The organism is Paenibacillus sp. FSL R7-0189 (assembly GCF_037969925.1).
Classification (GTDB): Bacteria; Bacillota; Bacilli; order Paenibacillales; family Paenibacillaceae; genus Paenibacillus_AQ; species Paenibacillus_AQ odorifer.
Window position 1 is genome coordinate 4,688,970 of the sequence record NZ_CP150223.1, and the last position, 18,567, is coordinate 4,707,536.

General features: G+C 44.0%; 17 protein-coding genes, 1 riboswitch and 1 other annotated feature. Of the genes, 8 read left to right on the forward strand and 9 right to left on the reverse strand.

Features of this window, described 5'->3' with window-relative positions:
• Positions 1-65 precede the first annotated feature (65 nt).
• The 4 genes from MKY63_RS20355 (at position 66) to MKY63_RS20370 (ending at position 4,061) form a co-directional block, all read left to right on the forward strand.
• Positions 66-782: a response regulator transcription factor gene (locus MKY63_RS20355; RefSeq protein WP_036676174.1), complete on the forward strand. Its 717-nt coding sequence runs from the start codon at positions 66-68 to the stop codon at positions 780-782.
• Positions 783-2,219 carry an ATP-binding protein gene (locus MKY63_RS20360; protein WP_339809723.1) on the forward strand — a complete coding sequence of 479 codons (1,437 nt, stop codon included), beginning with the start codon at positions 783-785 and terminating at the stop codon, positions 2,217-2,219.
• 118 nt (positions 2,220-2,337) lie between these two features.
• Complete coding sequence (glpK, locus tag MKY63_RS20365) at positions 2,338-3,831, forward strand: glycerol kinase GlpK (protein ID WP_339809725.1); 1,494 nt, start codon at positions 2,338-2,340, stop codon at positions 3,829-3,831.
• Positions 3,832-3,845: 14 nt separating this feature from the next.
• Positions 3,846-4,061, forward strand: a complete 216-nt coding sequence (locus MKY63_RS20370) for a DNA-binding protein (RefSeq protein ID WP_339809726.1) — start codon at positions 3,846-3,848, stop codon at positions 4,059-4,061.
• 76 nt (positions 4,062-4,137) lie between these two features.
• On the opposite strand, the gene MKY63_RS20375 is transcribed toward MKY63_RS20370, so the two are convergent.
• The 6 genes from MKY63_RS20375 to MKY63_RS20400 all read right to left on the reverse strand — a co-directional run bounded on the left by MKY63_RS20375 (position 4,138) and on the right by MKY63_RS20400 (position 10,517).
• Entirely contained in the window at positions 4,138-5,130 is a 993-nt protein-coding gene (locus MKY63_RS20375) for a ketoacyl-ACP synthase III (RefSeq protein ID WP_339809727.1), read from the reverse strand.
• 54 nt (positions 5,131-5,184) lie between these two features.
• Complete coding sequence (locus MKY63_RS20380; protein WP_051490905.1) at positions 5,185-5,535, reverse strand: hypothetical protein; 351 nt, start codon at positions 5,533-5,535, stop codon at positions 5,185-5,187.
• A gap of 207 nt (positions 5,536-5,742) precedes the next feature.
• On the reverse strand, positions 5,743-6,111 hold the full coding sequence (locus tag MKY63_RS20385; protein ID WP_036676184.1) for a carboxymuconolactone decarboxylase family protein: 369 nt from the start codon (positions 6,109-6,111) through the stop codon (positions 5,743-5,745).
• A gap of 10 nt (positions 6,112-6,121) precedes the next feature.
• Entirely contained in the window at positions 6,122-7,762 is a 1,641-nt protein-coding gene (locus MKY63_RS20390; RefSeq protein WP_141118482.1) for a thiamine pyrophosphate-binding protein, read from the reverse strand.
• A gap of 155 nt (positions 7,763-7,917) precedes the next feature.
• Positions 7,918-8,014: riboswitch (cyclic di-GMP riboswitch) on the reverse strand.
• Positions 8,015-8,188: 174 nt separating this feature from the next.
• Positions 8,189-9,439 (reverse strand): HAMP domain-containing methyl-accepting chemotaxis protein, encoded by a 1,251-nt coding sequence (locus MKY63_RS20395; protein WP_036676188.1) that lies wholly within the window; start codon positions 9,437-9,439, stop codon positions 8,189-8,191.
• A gap of 121 nt (positions 9,440-9,560) precedes the next feature.
• Positions 9,561-10,517 carry a YafY family protein gene (locus MKY63_RS20400; protein ID WP_036676190.1) on the reverse strand — a complete coding sequence of 319 codons (957 nt, stop codon included), beginning with the start codon at positions 10,515-10,517 and terminating at the stop codon, positions 9,561-9,563.
• A 159-nt stretch (positions 10,518-10,676) separates the two neighbouring features.
• Between MKY63_RS20400 and MKY63_RS20405 the strand changes: the two genes are divergently transcribed.
• The gene (locus tag MKY63_RS20405) at positions 10,677-11,510 is read left to right on the forward strand and encodes an SDR family NAD(P)-dependent oxidoreductase (RefSeq protein ID WP_076274147.1); all 834 of its coding nucleotides are present in this window, start codon (positions 10,677-10,679) and stop codon (positions 11,508-11,510) included.
• Positions 11,511-11,864: 354 nt separating this feature from the next.
• Here the strand turns inward: MKY63_RS20405 and serA are convergent, their stop codons facing one another.
• Together serA and MKY63_RS20415 are read right to left on the reverse strand one after the other, a co-directional pair.
• Positions 11,865-13,457, reverse strand: a complete 1,593-nt coding sequence (gene serA, locus MKY63_RS20410; protein ID WP_036676193.1) for a phosphoglycerate dehydrogenase — start codon at positions 13,455-13,457, stop codon at positions 11,865-11,867.
• 243 nt (positions 13,458-13,700) lie between these two features.
• Positions 13,701-13,931, reverse strand: a binding site (T-box leader).
• Positions 13,932-14,041: 110 nt separating this feature from the next.
• Positions 14,042-14,947 (reverse strand): hypothetical protein, encoded by a 906-nt coding sequence (locus tag MKY63_RS20415; protein ID WP_339809728.1) that lies wholly within the window; start codon positions 14,945-14,947, stop codon positions 14,042-14,044.
• Positions 14,948-15,062: 115 nt separating this feature from the next.
• On the opposite strand from MKY63_RS20415, the gene MKY63_RS20420 reads away from it, so the two are divergent.
• Genes MKY63_RS20420 through MKY63_RS20430 form a run of 3 tightly spaced genes read left to right on the forward strand, consistent with a single transcriptional unit; the run spans position 15,063 to position 16,893 of the window.
• Entirely contained in the window at positions 15,063-15,656 is a 594-nt protein-coding gene (locus tag MKY63_RS20420) for a CPBP family intramembrane glutamic endopeptidase (RefSeq protein ID WP_036676197.1), read from the forward strand.
• Positions 15,653-16,057 carry a hypothetical protein gene (locus tag MKY63_RS20425; RefSeq protein ID WP_038572439.1) on the forward strand — a complete coding sequence of 135 codons (405 nt, stop codon included), beginning with the start codon at positions 15,653-15,655 and terminating at the stop codon, positions 16,055-16,057. Before MKY63_RS20420 ends, MKY63_RS20425 begins: the two co-directional genes overlap by 4 nt.
• On the forward strand, positions 16,051-16,893 hold the full coding sequence (locus tag MKY63_RS20430) for a metallophosphoesterase (protein WP_052097190.1): 843 nt from the start codon (positions 16,051-16,053) through the stop codon (positions 16,891-16,893). The genes MKY63_RS20425 and MKY63_RS20430 overlap by 7 nt, the downstream gene beginning before the upstream one ends.
• Positions 16,894-17,008: 115 nt before the next feature.
• On the opposite strand, the gene MKY63_RS20435 is transcribed toward MKY63_RS20430, so the two are convergent.
• Positions 17,009-18,567 (reverse strand): IS3 family transposase gene (locus MKY63_RS20435; protein ID WP_094903917.1). Its coding sequence is split into 2 segments (ribosomal slippage): positions 17,009-17,934 and positions 17,934-18,567, totalling 1,560 coding nucleotides; the frame shifts between segments, so codons are not numbered across the junction.

Consider the following 18,567-nt stretch of genomic DNA (forward strand, 5'->3'; position numbering starts at 1 on the left):
CTGTTAACGTTGCACAATGGTTTAAAGATTACGTTCTACTGTATTGATGAAGGGGTTGTAGTGAAATGGCAGATCATTTAAACAGAATTCTGGTAGTGGATGATGAGGAACGTATTCGCCGCCTGCTAAAGATGTATCTTGAAAAAGAAGGTTATGAAATCGATGAAGCGGAAGACGGAGAAATCGCTCTTCGTAAAGCAACAGCAAATGACTACGGTCTAATTTTGCTGGATGTTATGCTGCCTGGCATCGATGGGATGGAAGTGCTGACAAGACTCAGAGGAGTGAAGTCAACACCGGTGTTAATGCTTACAGCTAAAGGCGAAGAGATCAACCGTGTTCAGGGCTTTGAGATGGGCGCAGACGATTACGTTGTGAAGCCCTTCAGTCCACGTGAAGTCATTTACCGGGTGAAGGCTATTATGCGCCGTTCTTCGGCAACTGCTTTCTTGTCCAAGGAGAGCAATTCCAGCAATAACATTGTATTTACTCATCTTATTATTGAGCATGATGCTCACCGTGTGACTGCTGGTGGTGAAGAAGTGAGTTTGACACCTAAAGAATATGAACTTCTGCATTATTTGGCTATTTCGCCGGATAAAGTATTTTCTCGTGAAGAACTGCTTAAGGATGTCTGGAATTATGAATTTTTCGGAGATTTGCGTACTGTAGATACTCACGTAAAACGCCTTCGTGAAAAACTGAATAAAGTATCACCGGAATCCGCAGCGATGATTACGACCGTATGGGGCGTAGGCTACAAACTAGAGGTACCTAAATAAGTGAACTTCTGGAGAAGTCTTGTCGGCAAACTGTGGGTTACGATCATCTGCCTGGTCGCTGTCGTACTTATTACCTTGGGGTTATTTTTGCTTCCCTACATAGACAGTAACTTTGCCAATTCCGGAGATATCAAACGTTTATTTATGTATACTTGTATGATCGGATTTTCTTTGACTACATTTTTTGCGTTATTTTTGTTTACCAAAATCACTCAGCCGATGCAGCGTGTCATTGAAGCTGCGAATAACATTCGCCGGGGAGAATACGGAACAAGGCTTACGCTTGTCACAAGTGATGAAATTGGCCAGTTGGCGACTTCCTTTAACCATATGGCTGAGGAGCTTGAAGAGAATATTCGCAGTCTGCATCATGAGAAGGGGCATTTATCTAGCGTACTGCGCAGTATGAGCGATGCTGTGATCACCTTTGATATTGAAGGGCAGATTATTTTGACCAATCCGCACGGCCAAGCTCTGCTAGAGAGCTGGAGCGATTTGCAGTGGGAACATGCGAGTGATGCTGAGCTCCATCCCGAAACGTCTGAGAGCAGTGTTCCGCCTCCCCTGCGTCCTTTATTTTTAAGCACCCTGAAACAAGGTGGCGATGACCGCTCCAATGTACATGTGCGGCAGGGCGTCTGGTCTGTTCATATGGCACCATTATATTCTGAAGGCAGCATCCGGGGAGTAGTTGCTGTACTGCGGGATGTGACAGAAGAGGTGCGTCTGGAAAAGATGCGCAGAGACTTCGTTGCTAACGTCTCCCATGAAATACGCACTCCGTTGTCGATGATGCAAGGGTACAGTGAGGCTTTATTGGACGGGATGGCTTCATCCCCCGAAGAAAGCAGTGAGCTGATCCAGGTCATTCATGACGAATCACTGCGTATGGGGCGTCTGGTTAAGGATTTGCTTGATCTTGCCCGAATGGAAGCCGGACATACGGATATGATGAAAGCTCAGGTGGACATGAACGAACTGCTGGAACGAGTCTACCGTAAATTTTCTGTACGTGCCAAAGAGCGCGATATCCATCTTCACTTGCAGCAAGAGAGCGATATTGCTGTTCTGAAGGCAGCGGATGAGGATAAACTGGAACAAGTCCTAACCAATTTACTCGATAATGCTTTCCGCCACACACAGGGTGGCAAAAAAATCACAGTTCATACAGGAACTTGTGTATTAGAAGGCCGTTGTTATCTTGAGATTAAAATTCAGGATGAAGGGGTTGGAATTCCACCAGAGGATCTGCCGTATATATTCGACCGCTTCTACAAAGCTGATAAGGCGCGTGTACGGGGAGAATCAGGTGGAACAGGACTTGGGCTTGCGATTGTTAAAAATATTGTAGAGTCGCATCACGGGACCATCTCAGCTTCAAGCAAACTAGGCGAAAGTACAACCTTTACGCTAAGACTTCCTGTCGAAAAACAGTAATTCCAAACACAATGTGTGATAGCGCCTCTGACAGCAGAGGTGCTTTTTGTTGAAACAAACACATTAATCTTGTTCATCGTGGAACATATCTTGTAGGTTTTGCTTGGGAGGGCATAGAATGATTTTATCTTTAGACCAAGGTACTACCAGCTCACGAGCCATATTGTTCGATACGGAGGCTAAATGGGTCTCACAAGGTCAATATGAAGTTAAACAATCCTTCCCCCATCCAGGCTGGGTAGAGCATGACCCTGAGCAAATCTGGGAGTCACAGCTCGCAGCGGCAAGAGATGCGATTGCGCGGGGTGGCATAGCAGTTGAGGAGATCTCTGCCATCGGAATAACCAATCAGAGAGAAACGGCTTTAATCTGGGATAAAACAACGGGCAAACCGATATACCCTGCGATCGTGTGGCAGGATAGGCGTACTGCAGAGCAATGTGAAGAACTTAAAAGTAAAGGGCTGGAGCAAGTTATTGCGAGCAAGACGGGCCTTGTTGTAGATGCTTATTTCTCAGCTACCAAAATCTCCTGGATACTGGATCACGTGGATGGTGCCCGAGAGCGGGCGAATCGAGGGGAGCTTCTGGCAGGTACGATCGACAGCTGGCTAATTTGGAGACTTACTTGCGGAGCCGTACATGTCACTGATGTTACCAATGCCTCACGTACGATGCTGTTCAATCTTCATGAACGGTGCTGGGATGAAGAGCTAATGCAAGAGCTTCGCATTCCGCGTACCATTCTGCCAGAAGTAAGAATGTCTGGCGGCGAATTTGGAATAGCAGACAAACAGTGGTTTGGGGCGGATATTCCAATTCGCTCTGTACTTGGAGATCAACAGGCTGCATTGTTTGGACATACTTGTCTAGAACCCGGCAGTGCCAAAAACACGTATGGTACGGGCTGCTTTATACTTATGAACACAGGCACAGAAGCTGTAGCCTCCAGCCATGGCTTGTTGACCACTGTAGCTTGGGGTATGGGAGATGAACTCTATTATGCCCTCGAGGGCAGTGTGTTCGTAGCCGGAGCGGCTGTTCAGTGGCTGCAGGAGGGGCTTGGTCTTATAGAGGAGCCAGCAGGCTCAGAAGATAAAGCAAGGGAAGTAGAGGACAGCGAAGGGGTTATCGTTGTGCCTGCGTTTACCGGACTGGGGGCACCCTATTGGGATATGTACGCCCGTGGTGCCATATTTGGCCTCACCAGGGGCACTACCTCAGGACATCTGGTACGAGCTACATTGGAGTCCTTAGCCTTTCAATCTAGAGATGTAATAGGAGCTATGGAAAAAGACGCAGGCATGCCATTGACCGGCCTTCGTGTGGATGGCGGAGCTGTGCGTAACGATTTGCTGATGCAGTTCCAGTCTGATATCCTGGGCAGTGAGGTTACTAGAACCACATATGCGGAGACAACAGCGCTAGGTGCAGCGCTTCTGGCCGGGTTAACGTCCGGAGTCTGGACACGTGCCCAGCTAGAGAGCTTCAACAAGGCTGAGAGGGTCTTCTCGCCTGAGATGGGTATAACTGAGCGGGAAGGTCGTTACAACGCCTGGAAGGACGCTGTAGCGCGTACCATGGGTTGGGAGAAGCATGAAGGATATCAGTGATAAAGGGGCTGTATATGTCTATGGTTAACGGAACCGAATCTGATCTGCCGGGCGGACTATCTAAGCCGGCGCTTCGAGCCCTGCATGGGGCTGGATATGTTCAGCTTCAACAATTCAGCAAGCTTACGGAGGCAGAGCTTCTGCAGCTACATGGATTGGGGCCAAAGGCGATCGTTCTACTGAGGAGTGCTCTCGCGGAAAAGGGGCTCACCTTTGGAAGTAAGTCCTGATGTTGCGTTCATATTTATAACAAAAAGCGGCAAGCTTAGGTGAATCCCTAGCTTGCCGCTTTTTGTTATATAGCTCCTAATATTCAATAACAAATGCTACATTTTGCCAACCGGCGCCCACTGTCCAGAACAGGACTTTATCACCACGTTCGATCTTTCCAGTAGTTACAGCTTTATGTAGAGCAATAAATGGGCTGCTGGTAGAGGTATATCCGAATTCATCCCCTATGTATACCGCTACATTGCGATCAATACCGACTTTCTCACACATCTCTAAGATATTAGGCAATGAAAACTGTGAGAAGCAGGCTGCTTTAATGGCTTCAGGCGCGATATTGTTGTTAGACAGTAGAGTACGAATAGACTCAGAAGCAGCATCTATGCAAATGGAATCATCAAAAGGAATAAACTTCACATTAAACTCTCCAGCCGCTACACCTTGTTTACCCAGTTTAGCCAGGCCTGCGCACGGGAACTTGGATTTATCGCAAACACAAGGATCCGTTTGGTAGATAGAGTCAATGAAACCGACTACATCCTCAGCTTGTTCAAGAATGACTGCCGCCGCTGCATCACCGAAGTTAGCGTAGTAGACTGGATCATTCTTATCGGCATGAGGGGTTACATAATCGGAGCCGATTACCAACGCTCGTTTAATCCTAGGATTCGCTTGCATCTGACGGCTAACTTGTTCCACTGAAGCCGTCATACCCGCACAATTAGCATTGCTGTCAATGCAGATTGTATGGGATGCGCCTTTGATCAAACGGTGAATCATTAATGAGTTGGTAGGAAAGATATACTCAGGAGTTTGACTTGCATAGGCAATAAGGTCGATATCGGCACCTGTGAGACCACTTTTCTCCAGAACATTCCGGGCAGCCTCAAAAGCCATCGTAAGGGAATTCTCATCCGCATCCCTAATACTATACCGTGTAATACGACCTAATACGGATAATAGACCTCGAATATCAATGCCTTTTTCGTCAAAATGCTTAATGAAAAAGTCGTTACCAACTATATTGCTGGGATGATAGATATCAATGCCTTTAATACGAATTCCGGTCATAATACGCCTCCTGAAAAGCAGTAAAATGTGGCCTACATATTAAGATTAAAAGATCTAGACTGTAACCGCAGAAATGATCTCGATGTTATCGAGTCCAGCTTTACGGCCAAGACGGGAAAGCTGCATTTTGAGGATCGGGTTATTTTCAAGCGTTAGATTTACTTTTACAAATCCATCATTCTTAAACATTACAAAGCAGCTTTCTAAAAGAGGTACAACATCTGGTGCAGTTACATTTAGCTTTCTGCAGTCGATTTTTAGTTCATAGTCAGCTGGAGTAATTGGATTGATAGTTTGTTGATAAGCTTGAATAGATTTTAGACCATCTTCTTCAGAAAATGTTCCATCCAACTCAATGTTAATAACCTTGTTTGCAGTGTCTGTCTTCAAAACGAAACTTCCCATGCCTAAATCTCTCCCATAGATTGAATTTGTCCAAAACAGTTCGACTGCAATATCCAGCCATATATATATCCACTTAGCTGTTTTATAAAAGTCAAAATTCGACACTATACAGCAAGTATTGGGATATTCCGACTCTATTATAGGCATATTTTTCAAGTGTATGCAATAATAAAGTCGAATTTTGTATATTGTTGTCGAACTGTTGGATTATTGGATTTCTTCTATGGTTGCAAGCAGGATATTAAAAGCTGTGATGATTCTAGGTGCCCCTATAACGGGTACTAAATGTAATAGAATACCTTTTAGCTGTTCTACGGTGACTCCAACACGAAGGGCCATGACATAATGAACACCCAGCTGTTCGAATTGGCCCATTGAAATTAAAGATGAAATGACTGCGATTTCCTTCCAGTCAGGGGCTATAGTATTACGTTGAAAAATATCGCCATAGGCATTCCCCATAATAAATTCAGCCAAGTCAGGGAAGTGGTCTTTAATTGGAGCTAGTGCTTTTGCGCCATAGTCTCCTGATAGATTCGTGAAGTGGTTAAGACCACTGTTGATATTTTCCTTCATGGTTAGCCTCCTAGTTTAGGTTCAAAGTACGGTGTGCAGTCGGAGGGACTTCATCACGGTCTGTTAGTAGTTCAATAACGGCAACATGGTTTAGAGCTACCGCATCTTTAATTGCAGCTGTGAATTCATCCGCAGTCTCACATTTGTAGCCTTTAGCACCTAGAGATTCAGCGAATTTCACGGCGTCCATTGGTACTTCATATAGAGTTCCATCGATACGACCTGTGGTTTTCTCCATACCCTTAAGAGCCATATCTAGTTGCTTATTATTGACCACGATAAAGATGACAGGGATATCTTTGCAGACAGCGGTGTTAATCTCAGCGCCGAGCATCATGAAACAACCATCACCTGTAATGCAGAGGACAGTTTCTTCAGGAGCTGCAACTTTTGCACCAATAGCCATGCCGATCGAATTACCCATGCAAGCAAAATAAGCATCAAAAACAAAGCTGCCCGGTTTCTTAACCTTGTACCATTTTGCAGCGTGGAATCCATGGCTTCCATCATCAACGAAAATTGAATTATTATAAGGGATCAAATCACTTAAAGTGCTCATTACTGAAGCCAGTGAAAGATTCTTGAGGGTTGGAAGCTCTTCTGAATAATCAGCATCGGCCAAAGCCTCGCGTTTGGTGATTGTGCTTGGGTCAATATGATTTAGGCAGTGCACCAAATTATCGCGCAGGTCCCCAGTGACCGGTATCGTTTTGGACAATAGGATTTTTCCGACAAAGCTTGGATCAATATCAAATTGAATTAAAGTTGCTGGATGATTCTCCCGTTTAAGATTACAGATGGTCATATCACTTAAACGTGATCCAAGCACTATAAACAGATCGCTTTTATTCAATAAATCATCCCCGTGGGTCGAACCGCCAACGCCAATAGGACCATGATAGAGCGGGTGATCCCAGACTATAGCCCCTTTTCCACCAGGAGATGTTACTACAGGAATATTAAAAGTTTCTGCGAGTTGAACAAGCTCTTTATGTGCTCCGGAGCGGTTAATTCCTTTACCCGCAATAATCAAAGGATTCTTAGCAGCTTGAATAGCATCGATGACTCTATCGATATTTGCTTGACTAATTAGAGACTCTCTTTCAGGGATTACAATATTGCATTCTTCCAATACTTCAGTTTGTACATCAAAAGGAATACAAAGATGAACAGGACCCCGTTTGGCCAGGGCCACAGAAATCGCATGATTAAAAATAGTACCAAAGTGATCCCCACGTTCAACCAATTTACTGAACAAGGTGGCAGGTCTGAACATATCAGCTAAATCAGCCAGAAAAGAGGTGGAGTCCTGACATTGAGGAATTCCAAGCTCTGTAATGGATTGGTGGCCGGTAATAAACAGGACAGGTAGGTTGTTAGCTTTCGCATGAGCTGCTGCTGTGAGCAGGTTAGTTCCACCAGGACCAGAAGTACCAAATGCTACGCCTAGGTTACCCGTTTTCAGCGCATACCCTGCTGCTTCGAATCCGGAGCTTGCTTCATGTCTGCCGGGAATAAATTCAATACCGTAATCGACCATCTTTAGAACTATTGGACAAATCGATTTGCCAATGATCCCAAAAGAATGGGTGACTCCTAGGTTACGTAGTGCTTCCGCCATGTAATCTGCGACTGTCTTCAAAAGAAACACCTCACAAGTTTTTTGATATATATTAGTTATTAATCTACCGAATAGATACGATAGATCAATATACTCAAAAAGTAAAAACCTGTGCTCTATAGTAAGCACAGGTTGGTGGCATAAGGCGCCGCTAAGACTGAACAATAGTTCAGCCGTCCTGGTTCCTCTGCAACCTGGCAATCATGGCCTCAAACGAAAAAATGAGGCTGTAGATCCATGGTTTTGCGTCATCCTCTTTCGAGGATTTTGCCAATATTAATTTATAGTTGATAAGAATAATTTTCCTTTACAATATATTCCTCATTAATTTTTGTCAACATAATCCGCTAAAAAAACTCGAAATTTGACGAAAGTCTTGTCCAAGAGATGAAGTTTTGCCTCGCGAAAAAAACTGCCACCTAAGACTCAGCTTAGGTGGCAGTTGATAGTTTTGAACTAGAATTTAAAGATATGAATGGTTTTTTGCAGATTAAATACGGCCTGGGTCATTTTTTCCGTTTCTTCTGCAACAGACTGCAGGGCATTAATCTGTTCATTCATAGCCGCCGATACCTCTTCAGTGCCTGCAGCGGTTTCTTCGGTGATTGCTGAGATATTCTCAATTGCACTGGAAATTTTCAAGGCACTTTCTAGCATAAGATCACTCTCCGCAGAGAATGAAGAGATTTGCTCGGTAATGTACTGCACGCTTTGTACAATTTGTGCGAAAATATGGGCAGATTGAGTGATCATTTCATTCTGAACCTGCACAACCTCTTCATTGATGGCGATATTATCGATGGCTTGTTTAATATCTGACTCAATGCTGCGGACCAAACCGAATACTTCTTTTGTGGAAGCCGTAGATTCCTCAGCAAGCTTGCGAACCTCTTGAGCGACAACGGCAAAACCCCGACCATGCTCTCCGGCACGAGCAGCTTCGATGGAGGCATTGAGTGACAGCAGGTTGGTCTGCTCAGCGATCTCTGTGATGGTCTTGGTGATCATCGTAATCCCGCGGGCATTTTGTGAGAGAGCTTCAATAGTATCAGCCACTTTTTGTGTAGCCTCTATGTTTTTACGCATGCCTTCAGCCTGTGTATCTACGGATTGGCGCCCTTGCTCAACAAGTTCTAAGGTATGTATTGAACGTCTGTTCATTTCTTTGGTGGAGTTCGTATAATTGGATACTTTGGTCTCAATGTCTTTAATGGATTCTGTCATATCAGCGATATCCGTAGATATTTCATTTGCACCAAGAGCGAGCTCGGTAGAAGAAGAGGCTACTTGTGCCATAACAATTTTCAGGTTCTGGTTCTTATCTTCGATTCCGCGGCTTGCATCCATTACTTGACGGGTGATCTGCGATGCATCGGTCAGAATCTTCTTGAGCTTATCAATCATTGTGTTAAAGGAGCGGCTTACGTCACCCATTGAACCATTTTCGTCCGCTCTGCTAGTGAAATCCCCCTTCGAAATACTGTGAGATACATTAGCAATATCATCAAAAGATGATGTAAGCGTTCTCTCCACGAAGCGAGCAACAGGTAAAGTCAGACCTGCAAGAACAACTACTAGTATAATTCCTACGAGAAATTGACCTAGAATCATTAACGTAACTAAGACAGGAATAGCAAACAGTGCGGCAACGAGGTAACATCCGGCAACAATTCTTTGTTTTAACGGAAGTTTGTGCATCCAGCTCATTGGTAAAATGTCCCCCTTATTAAATTTTATGTAATGGTGTTATTATAGGGGATTTATAGGTCATTGGTCTATAGAGAAGTGTCATAAATCTTCTTTAAGTAGTAGATATTTAGAATTCATGTCAAAATTCCTCATATATTGTGGAAATTGTTTTAATAGCAGACTTTACCATCCCTACTAGTTCGGTAGGAGCTAAAACAATAACTGAAGGAGAAAAAGAGAGTACGATACGACAGGCAGATTCTATAGTATTAAACTCGGCCTCTACGTTCATCCACCCAGTATTAGCAGAGGGTTCTACTAAAGTTATAGTTACATATCTTTCACGTTGTAATTCTTTAAGAATAGACTCATTCACCTTTAATTTCACTACATATTTTGGCAGAGCTGCTTTAAAAGCTAAAGTCGACTGTTCCCAGTAGCTTTTTAAATCAAAAGTCTCAGGTCTGACAAATGATTCATTAGTTGCTTCAGCTTGTATTAATCTTGACACGCGAAAAGTCCGCATTTCACCCTCGGTTCGTGCCACTACATACCAAACTCCACGTTTTGCGACTAACCCAAGAGGTTCAATAAAACGTTCCTTCGTCTCGTCATTCCGTGGGTAAGTGATCTTTACTTTACGATCTTCCCAAACAGCTTCCTGCAGGATAGATAGGAACGGATAGGTCTCGTCGGAAGGGTGCCAGCTGGCACCATCAATATGGATGCGCTGGCTTAGGTAACTGGCTGGATTATTCGTCCTAGATGGCGAAGCAGCCTCCAGCTTGAGTACGGCAGAAGAAAAGTCGTTTTGTATACCCAGATCTTTTAAAATCGAGGAGTCTGCGGACAGCAGCAGAGTAGCAATCTCTGAGGGCTTCATACCCGTTAACGAGGTTCGGTATCCTTCCGTGAGCATCCAGCCCCCTTCGCGTCCCCGTTCGGCAAGAATCGGTATTCCTGCTGTACATAAGGCTTCCATATCTCTAAACACAGTTCGTTCAGACACTTCTAAGGTCTGGGCTAGCTCACGGGACGTCATCTTTCCACGATTTTGCAGCAAAAGTAAGATGGATAACAAACGATCGGCTCTCATTAAGGGAACATTCCTCCTCCTTATAAATGTTAGTCAGTTCTTAATTAATTATTATATTATATATGTCAGTTGATGTCATATTAAAGAATTATACTTATATAAGGTAAGGATTAAATATAGAACATTTAGAGAAAAACAAATGTAGAAAGGATTGAGAACATGACTTTAAAAGGAAAAGTAGCATTGGTCACCGGAGGCAGCAGAGGTGCTGGTAGAGGAATTGCATTGGAGCTGGCAAGGAAAGGTGCATTCGTTTATATTACGGGCAGAACGACAGAGGCCTCTGGCACAGGGCAAAGCAAGCGGAGCATTGATAACGTACTTAGGGAAATAAAAGCAGAGGGAGGGTCCGGCAGCGCCATACGATGTGATCATACAAAAGATCAGGAGACAGAGGCAGTCATTCGCCAGATTGCTTCAGAGCAAGGGCGGCTTGATATTTTAGTCAATAATGTATGGGGCGGGAATGACTTGCCTATTGAGCAGAAGTCTTTTTGGGAGCTTCCTACAGCGCATTGGGACAATATGTTTAATGCGGGTGTGAGGGCACAGTTGGTAACAAATTATTACGCAATACCTTTAATGCGCGAGGCAAAAGCTGGCGGTCTAATCATCCACACAACCTTTTGGGATCATTACAAATATCTCGGAAACTTCTATTATGATCTTTCTAAAAATACACTTGTGCGCATGGCCTACGGGTTATCGATTGAGCTTAAAGAGGACAACATTGCAGTTATTCCTCTTACTCCGGGCTGGATGAGGACAGAGGCGGTGTTGGAGAGCATGAACACGGATGAGGAGCATTGGCATGAGGTTGAAGAATTGCAGATGACTGAATCCACAACCTATATCGGTAGGGCAGCCGCTGCTCTCGCAACCGATCCTGAGGTTATGTCTATGACCGGTCAACCGCAGCAGGTTGCTAAGCTCGCTGAAAAGTATGGATTTACCGACATCGATGGGAGGACTGTTCCCGCATTCTTAGTCTAAACAGCAAACTTGATCTGTTTGATCCCATTTCTGTGTACGAAGCAGTAAAGGACAGAGCTGATCTTAAATGCAGCATTTTCGTATATTTAGGACGCTATCGGTCCCCATAGACGCTATTGATAGGCAAAACACCTGATTTAGCTCTCTTTTTGAGGAATAGCGGCACTGGAGTCCGAAACACTGCTTCAAAGGTGAAGTTATTGCTTATAAGGCCATCTGGGTCCGTAAGTCTCCAGGGGAACTCGATTCGGTGTTGTAAATGAAGCCGAAATAGGTCGACGATCAACAACAAAAGCAGCGAAACTCCTATAAGGGGAGAGTCGCTGCTCTGTTGTTTGATTTCTATCTTATTGCTTACAGAAGAATGATTTCTTCGGCAGTGTTGATTTCTGGCAGGCCAGCAAGCTTCACAAGCACATGAGTAGGTACAGCTTTATCAACGGTCAGCAGCATGATTGCTTCGCCACCAACGATTTTACGTCCCACTTGCATGGAGGCGATATTGACATCATTTTCACCCAGCAATGTGCCCACAAGTCCGATAATCCCTGGTTTGTCGTTATGGGATACGACGATTTGATGTCCTTCAGGAGCGATATCAACTGGGAACTTGTTCACTTGAACAATTCTTTCTCCATAACCTTGCAGCAATGTTCCGGCTACGAGACGTTCTTGGTCGTGATCTGTTTTAAGGGTCACGGTAATCAGATTAGTGAACCCTTTAGTTTTGGAAGCTTTAGTTATTACTACATTAACGTCGCGTGTTTTTGCCAAGTGCATGGAGTTAACGATGTTAACATCCTCAGCGAAGTGGCGGGAGAGCACGCCTTTCACAATATAGCGAGTAAGTGGTTGGGTATCGACATCTGACAGATCACCCGCATACTCAACATGGATTTCACGAATAGCACTATCTGTAATTTGGGTAACAAAGCTGCCCAGCTTCTCACCAAGTGTGAAGTAAGGCTGGAGTTTGTTCATTACGCTTGGAGCAACTGGAGGAATATTTACAGCATTGATGAACGGTTCATTACGCAGAATATGCAGTACTTGTTCCGATACATCGATCGCTACATTCTCCTGAGCTTCAATTGTAGAAGCGCCCAAGTGAGGAGTCACGATAATTTTTGGATGCGACAAGAATGGGTGATCTGCTTGTGGCGGCTCTTTTTCGAATACGTCAAATGCAGCGCCAGCAACAATACCGCTATCAATAGCTTCTACTAACGCCATTTCATCAATTACACCACCACGGGCACAGTTGATGATGCGCATTCCCTTTTTCATCACTTCAAATTGCGGGCGGGAAATCATATGGCGTGTTTCCGGTGTAAGTGGAGTGTGTACAGTAATGAAGTCTGCTCCGCGGACTACATCGTCAACGGAAGCTAATTTTACTTCCAGTTTCTCAGCACGCTCAGCAGTTAAGAAAGGATCAAAAGCAAGGATTTCCATGCCGAAAGCTTTGGCACGTTTAGCCACTTCGCTACCGATTCTGCCCATTCCCAGTACACCTAAAGTTTTGCCGCGAAGCTCTACACCCACGAAGGTTTTTCTATCCCAGGTTCCACCAATTGTTTTTGCATAAGCTTGTGGAATGTGACGGGCCAGTGCCATCATCATTGCAAAAGCATGCTCACAAGTTGTAATGGTATTTCCATCAGGAGCGTTGATAACAACAACCCCACGTTGAGTAGCAGCTTCCAGCTTGATATTATCTACACCCACACCTGCACGACCAATGACCTTTAAGTTTTTTCCAGCTTCGATAATTTTTTCAGTTACTGTAGTTTGACTGCGGACGAGTAGACCATCATATTCACCGATAATTGCAACGAGCTCATCTTCACTGAGACCTGTTTTTTTGTCTACAACTACATCTGTTGCGTCCATCAATTGCTGAATGCCCAAATCACTGATTGGATCCGATACTAATACTTTAAACATGGTTTCTTATCCCCCTTAAAGTTGAAAAGCTTTATATGTCGAGGACGCCCTGATGGACTGTCCACAATACCAGAAGGTTCACGAACTAGTAGAGAAAAACATGTAATAATAGTAGATCAACGCGGTGTCGCACAAAAGAAACAGCGTGCAAGAGTACCGCGAAATCGGTAACTTTGGGCATAAGGTAGTATTTATGGGGGATTAGGGAATTAAAAAAACTCCCAACCCCATACTACTGCCGTAGTAAGGGACGAGAGTTATCTTCGTGGTACCACCCTAATTCACTGCAACTTGGAAGAAGCAGCCTCATTGGCCTGCATAGGCCACACTGTTAACGGAGTTGATCCGATTGTACCTACTTTAAGGTTCGATACAATATCTCAGGAGCGCTAAAGATAGCTGTTCGTCACCGGTTTGCACCAACCACCGGCTCTCTGAAGACTTCCAGGATCTTTGTTCCATCATCGGTTTTGAATGATTAATTTTTTCATAATGTAACACGGTATGCAAGTTGTGTCAATAGGCTTTACAAGTAGCGTTTCTTGAAGTGAACTTCATTTTTCGTTATGATTCAATAACTGGTTCTATTCAAAAAAGAACGGAAGCTGTGGAAGTGTCTCCCTGTTATAATACTGTTCCCGCCATTTTACAAAATCCTGTTCCTGCACAGCACCTGTAGAAATCAACAAGGTTACTGAGGACTGGATATCCGAAAGATTTAATGAGTTTGCAGTGCCTGAGTAAATCATATCGTCTATTTTAGCAGTGATGTCCTGAGGATCATAACCTGCAAAAATTCCGCGATTCAACATCATGTCAGCGATAGAAGCATTCTTCAAAAGAAGGGGCATTTTTTTCCACTGAATGAAAGACATCGTTTTTAGTTCGCCAGGTGCAGAAGGTATTTTCTGGTTTGTCTTAGAGCCCCATTTTAGCATAGAATCATAGAAGTTCTTTTGTGCTAACAGACCGTACTTCACGGCGCCAGTTGTAAATTCATCATTTTTCAATAACTTTGCGGTCTCTGCACCAGATGCATTAGTAGAGACTTTGCCGGAGGCCTTAGAAAATAAAGTTAAGCTTTTGAGCACATTGACCTGTGACTGATGTAATAGAGGAGAGTTAGTGAAAATAGAATCTTGATTAACTCTCTCATATTGCTGGTCTGCTAGAATACTTAGATTCTTCATTACTGCCGCATTCATACGAGCGTCTGTGCTGCGCGCTAACTTATCTACTTGAATGTTCCAATTTCGCTTGAATTCCCGATAGGGCAAAAATACGTTATGATAGAAAGTAACCAGATCCTGCTGTTGATAAGAGCCCGTGAATTCTACTAAACCATTCATACTTGATTGATTGTCATATTTGGCTTCAGTTTTGTCTGCGCCAACCTTGACGCCAGTAAAAAATGCGGCGAAGGCGCAAACTAGGAAAAACAAAAAAACTAGCGTGTATAACATTTGATTGCGGGACTTACGTTTGCTCATAATAAATGCTCCTTTTTCTGGGGGGATTATCCTATGTATTATGTATTGATAGCAACACTATGGACGGTTTCTCTCTCGGAGCTGCCCGAAAAAAATAAAGAACAGGCAGGTCACGATGAAAAAATTCAAATTTGGCGAGATTAAGGTTAAAAAGGTAGAACCAGGCCAGTTGACAGACCGTCTTCTGCTGCTCAATCTCTATATCACTCAGGGGCTCACATTAATTATCGGTTTGATATGGATATTATTTCAGAAAAGAAATCCTTTTCAACTATTAATTATTCCAGAAAAAGTACATTTTGTGGCATGGGGCCTCGGACTTGCTGCTGCAATGCTAATTGTTGACTATTTATTGACACATATTGTCCCTGAGGAAAGCATGGATGATGGTGGAATAAACGACCTTTTATTTCGAAATCGCCCTGTGTGGCATATTATCGTCATAGCAGCAATTGTATCGGTATGTGAGGAGCTCTTATTCCGCGGTGCCATCCAATATTCCATTGGCCCTTATTGGACGAGTATAGTATTTGCTCTTATTCATGTCCGTTATTTACGTCACTTTGTACCTACCGGCTGGGTGTTCTTAAGCAGTTATGGTCTTGGATATATTTACATTCAATCGGGCAGCCTCTGGGCCCCTATACTATGTCACTTCTTCATCGACCTGATCTCAGGTCTGGTGATCCGCTATAGGAGGGAATCATGAGTGAGGAATTAAGCCGGGTAAAGTCTCGACAAAAACAACACAAAAGTGAAAGCAAACATCCTGGCAAAAGTAAAAAAGAGAAGCGGACTTCGGAGGCTGTAAAAAAGGCTACTCCTGAAAAGAAGTCTACTCCTATAAAGAAAAATGCTACCGCTCGGGTCTCTACGGCAACTTTATCAAGAAAAGCTCGCCGCCCAGCAGGTTCTGCAAAGCGCTCTTCCACAGGAAGTAAAGAGAAGGACGAAGAATCTGTTCCTTCTCGTTCAGATACTTATTCTTCAGAAAAAGTTCGTCTAAGCAAGATGTTTGTGAACTCTTTGATTTTTATCTTTGTTATTTTGCTAATAGGGCTGCTTTGGTGGGGAATTGAAGGAGCGCCTCCGCTGAGTACATTATGGTGAGTACATGGGCATGGGGAGTGGTCTTGGCCATTCTATTGATAGCTGCGGCTGTTGTTATAATCATGGTGATCAACGCGTTTAGAAACAGAATTATTACCGAGGAAATAATGCTAGATTCGCTACCTGAAGAGTTCGATGGATTTCGTATCTTGTTTATAACAGATATCCATCGCCGCCGCCTTCCGTCCGCGCTTCTGATGCCATTAAAGGGTGGAGTAGATGTTGTCTTTCTGGGAGGAGATCTAACGGAAAAAGATAGCCCTTTAAATCGTCTTGTCGATAATATGACTCTAGTTACTTCTATTGCATCTACCTATGTAGTGCATGGAAATCATGATTATCGGGCTAATATTACAAGGGTGGATGAGATTATTCAGGACAGTGGTGCAAAACTGTTAATGGATGAAAATGTGGCTTTTGAACGTGAGGGAGCTAAACTTTGGTTAACCGGAATTGATTTTCCGAAAAATGGGGGCAAAACTCCATACCGTCCTTTTCCGCAATTAACCACAAACACTTCTGCTGAAGATACCTGTCGTATAATTCTTGTACATGATCCGCTTTGGTTATCCAAGCGCCAAAGTGTGCCAGCGGACCTGATTCTGGCAGGTCATACGCATGGGGGCCAGGTGATCCTTCCGTTTGTGGGTCAAAGACATGTTGAGCATTTCTATCATAAATATGACGCTGGAAAGTTTAGTTGGCCAAGAGGTGACGGTTCTGCAAAAAATGCGCTGCTGCTGATCAGCAGAGGGTTTGGAACAGCACATCTGCCAATTCGCTGGGGTAGTCCTGCTGAAATGCATGTGCTGACACTGCGTAAATCAACCCAATAGTGCTTACTCTTTCCAGTAAGAAAAATAGGTAGCGTAAAAAAAGGGGGGTCCAAAGCCATGCAAATGGCTTTGAACTGCACCCCGTCAAGTAGACAGCACAAAAAATAAAAGTAGTTTAAGCGGCCTTAGTCCTAAATTCAATGGGACTGAGGCCGTTTAGTTTTGCCTGTAACCGTTCGTTATTATAAAAGTGAATGTAGGTATCAATATCTGTTTGGAGTTCTTCAAAGGTCTGGTAGGTATGTAAGTAGTACTTCTCACATTTCAATGTTCCCCAGAAGGATTCCATCGGCGAATTGTCAATGCAGCAGCCTACTCGGGACATGCTTTGCTTCAGTTCTGCATCGTCCAGCATCTTCTTAAAATGCAGAGAGGTATACTGGAAACCACGGTCACTATGGAGTAAGGTTCGGCTCTCCGGTGCTGCCTGCAAAGCTAATTCCAGTGTGTTAAAAACTAGCGAATTATTATTGGAATGACCCAGAACGTAAGCAACAATGGACTTGTCATACAGATCTTTTATTGCACTTAAATACGCCTTCTTGCCGTTGCCGTATTTGAATTCCGTTACATCCGTTACCCATTTTTGGTTTGGAGCTTCAGCCTCAAAATTACGGTTCAGCACATTCTCTGCAACCTGCTGAGGCGTGGAGCCTACATACTTCTTTCTCTTTCTGCGGATGACTGACTGGATACCTTGGCATCTCATCAGCCGGTACACTCGCTTTGCGTTAATAGATTTATCCATTTGTCTGCGCAAATGCAGGGTCAATTGGCGATACCCAAAGGTTCGTTCCACCTTCTCATACAAGAGGAGCATGGCCTCTGTCAGTTTCTCGTTGTCAGCCTCTCGAAAACTGGGTTTGCGATTCAACCATTTGTAATAACTTGACCGTGAAATCCCTGCGATGTCACACAAAAGCCGAATGGAGCAAGACTGTTCCTGCTGAACAGCCTGAATGGCCAGGTAGATATTCACCTGGCGAATGGTTCTTAACGCCTCCTCTTTTCGAGTTCCTCTAACTTTTTTAGAAAAGCATTCTCCGCACGCAGGCGTGCATTCTCGTATTCCAGCTTTTGCATCGCGAGTTTGTGGCGATCTGCTTCCGTAAGTTCTTCAGGCGCTTTGGTGCGTCCTCTACCGTCTCGTAATGCCTCTTCACCACCTGCTTCGTACTTCTTTACCCAGCTATATACTTGTTGGTAAGACACGTGAAAATGGCTTGCCGCCTTCGCATAGTCTTCTCCGTTCGAAAGGCAGTACAGCACGATATTTATCCGTTCCTGCCAAGTGGTTACGCGTCCTTTGGTCATAGCTTTAGTTCCTCCTGAATGAGCTGTTAAGCTGTTGCTATGACCATTATACTTCCTAATCCAGTTGGCGAGTTGGGTTGCACTTGCAATCTTATACTTGCAGATGATTTGGTTTTGCGACAATCCTCCCTCGAGATAATCCTTAACGGCATAGAGTTTAAGTTCTGCAGAATACGTACGATTGTAGCTTCGGACTTCCAGCCCTTCGTATCCATACAATTGATAACGTTGCCGCCACTTCACTATAGAGTTTTTGGATATTCCATACTTCCGGGCCGCAGCTTTCAAACCAATGTCGCCCCGTTCAATTTCTTGGAGAATCGTTAACTTTTCCAGTGCTGTATACTTCTTTTGTTCCAT

Excerpts from the sequence above, each read along its gene's own strand:
- MKY63_RS20355 (WP_036676174.1), top strand. The coding sequence starts at position 66 with ATGGCAGATCATTTAAACAGAATTCTGGTAGTGGATGATGAGGAACGT.
- glpK (WP_339809725.1), top strand. The coding sequence starts at position 2,338 with ATGATTTTATCTTTAGACCAAGGTACTACCAGCTCACGAGCCATATTG.
- MKY63_RS20370 (WP_339809726.1), top strand. The coding sequence starts at position 3,846 with ATGTCTATGGTTAACGGAACCGAATCTGATCTGCCGGGCGGACTATCT.
- MKY63_RS20375 (WP_339809727.1), bottom strand. The coding sequence starts at position 5,130 with ATGACCGGAATTCGTATTAAAGGCATTGATATCTATCATCCCAGCAAT.
- MKY63_RS20380 (WP_051490905.1), bottom strand. The coding sequence starts at position 5,535 with ATGGGAAGTTTCGTTTTGAAGACAGACACTGCAAACAAGGTTATTAAC.
- MKY63_RS20385 (WP_036676184.1), bottom strand. The coding sequence starts at position 6,111 with ATGAAGGAAAATATCAACAGTGGTCTTAACCACTTCACGAATCTATCA.
- MKY63_RS20395 (WP_036676188.1), bottom strand. The coding sequence starts at position 9,439 with ATGAGCTGGATGCACAAACTTCCGTTAAAACAAAGAATTGTTGCCGGA.
- MKY63_RS20400 (WP_036676190.1), bottom strand. The coding sequence starts at position 10,517 with ATGAGAGCCGATCGTTTGTTATCCATCTTACTTTTGCTGCAAAATCGT.
- MKY63_RS20405 (WP_076274147.1), top strand. The coding sequence starts at position 10,677 with ATGACTTTAAAAGGAAAAGTAGCATTGGTCACCGGAGGCAGCAGAGGT.
- serA (WP_036676193.1), bottom strand. The coding sequence starts at position 13,457 with ATGTTTAAAGTATTAGTATCGGATCCAATCAGTGATTTGGGCATTCAG.
- MKY63_RS20415 (WP_339809728.1), bottom strand. The coding sequence starts at position 14,947 with ATGAGCAAACGTAAGTCCCGCAATCAAATGTTATACACGCTAGTTTTT.
- MKY63_RS20420 (WP_036676197.1), top strand. The coding sequence starts at position 15,063 with ATGAAAAAATTCAAATTTGGCGAGATTAAGGTTAAAAAGGTAGAACCA.
- MKY63_RS20425 (WP_038572439.1), top strand. The coding sequence starts at position 15,653 with ATGAGTGAGGAATTAAGCCGGGTAAAGTCTCGACAAAAACAACACAAA.
- MKY63_RS20430 (WP_052097190.1), top strand. The coding sequence starts at position 16,051 with ATGGTGAGTACATGGGCATGGGGAGTGGTCTTGGCCATTCTATTGATA.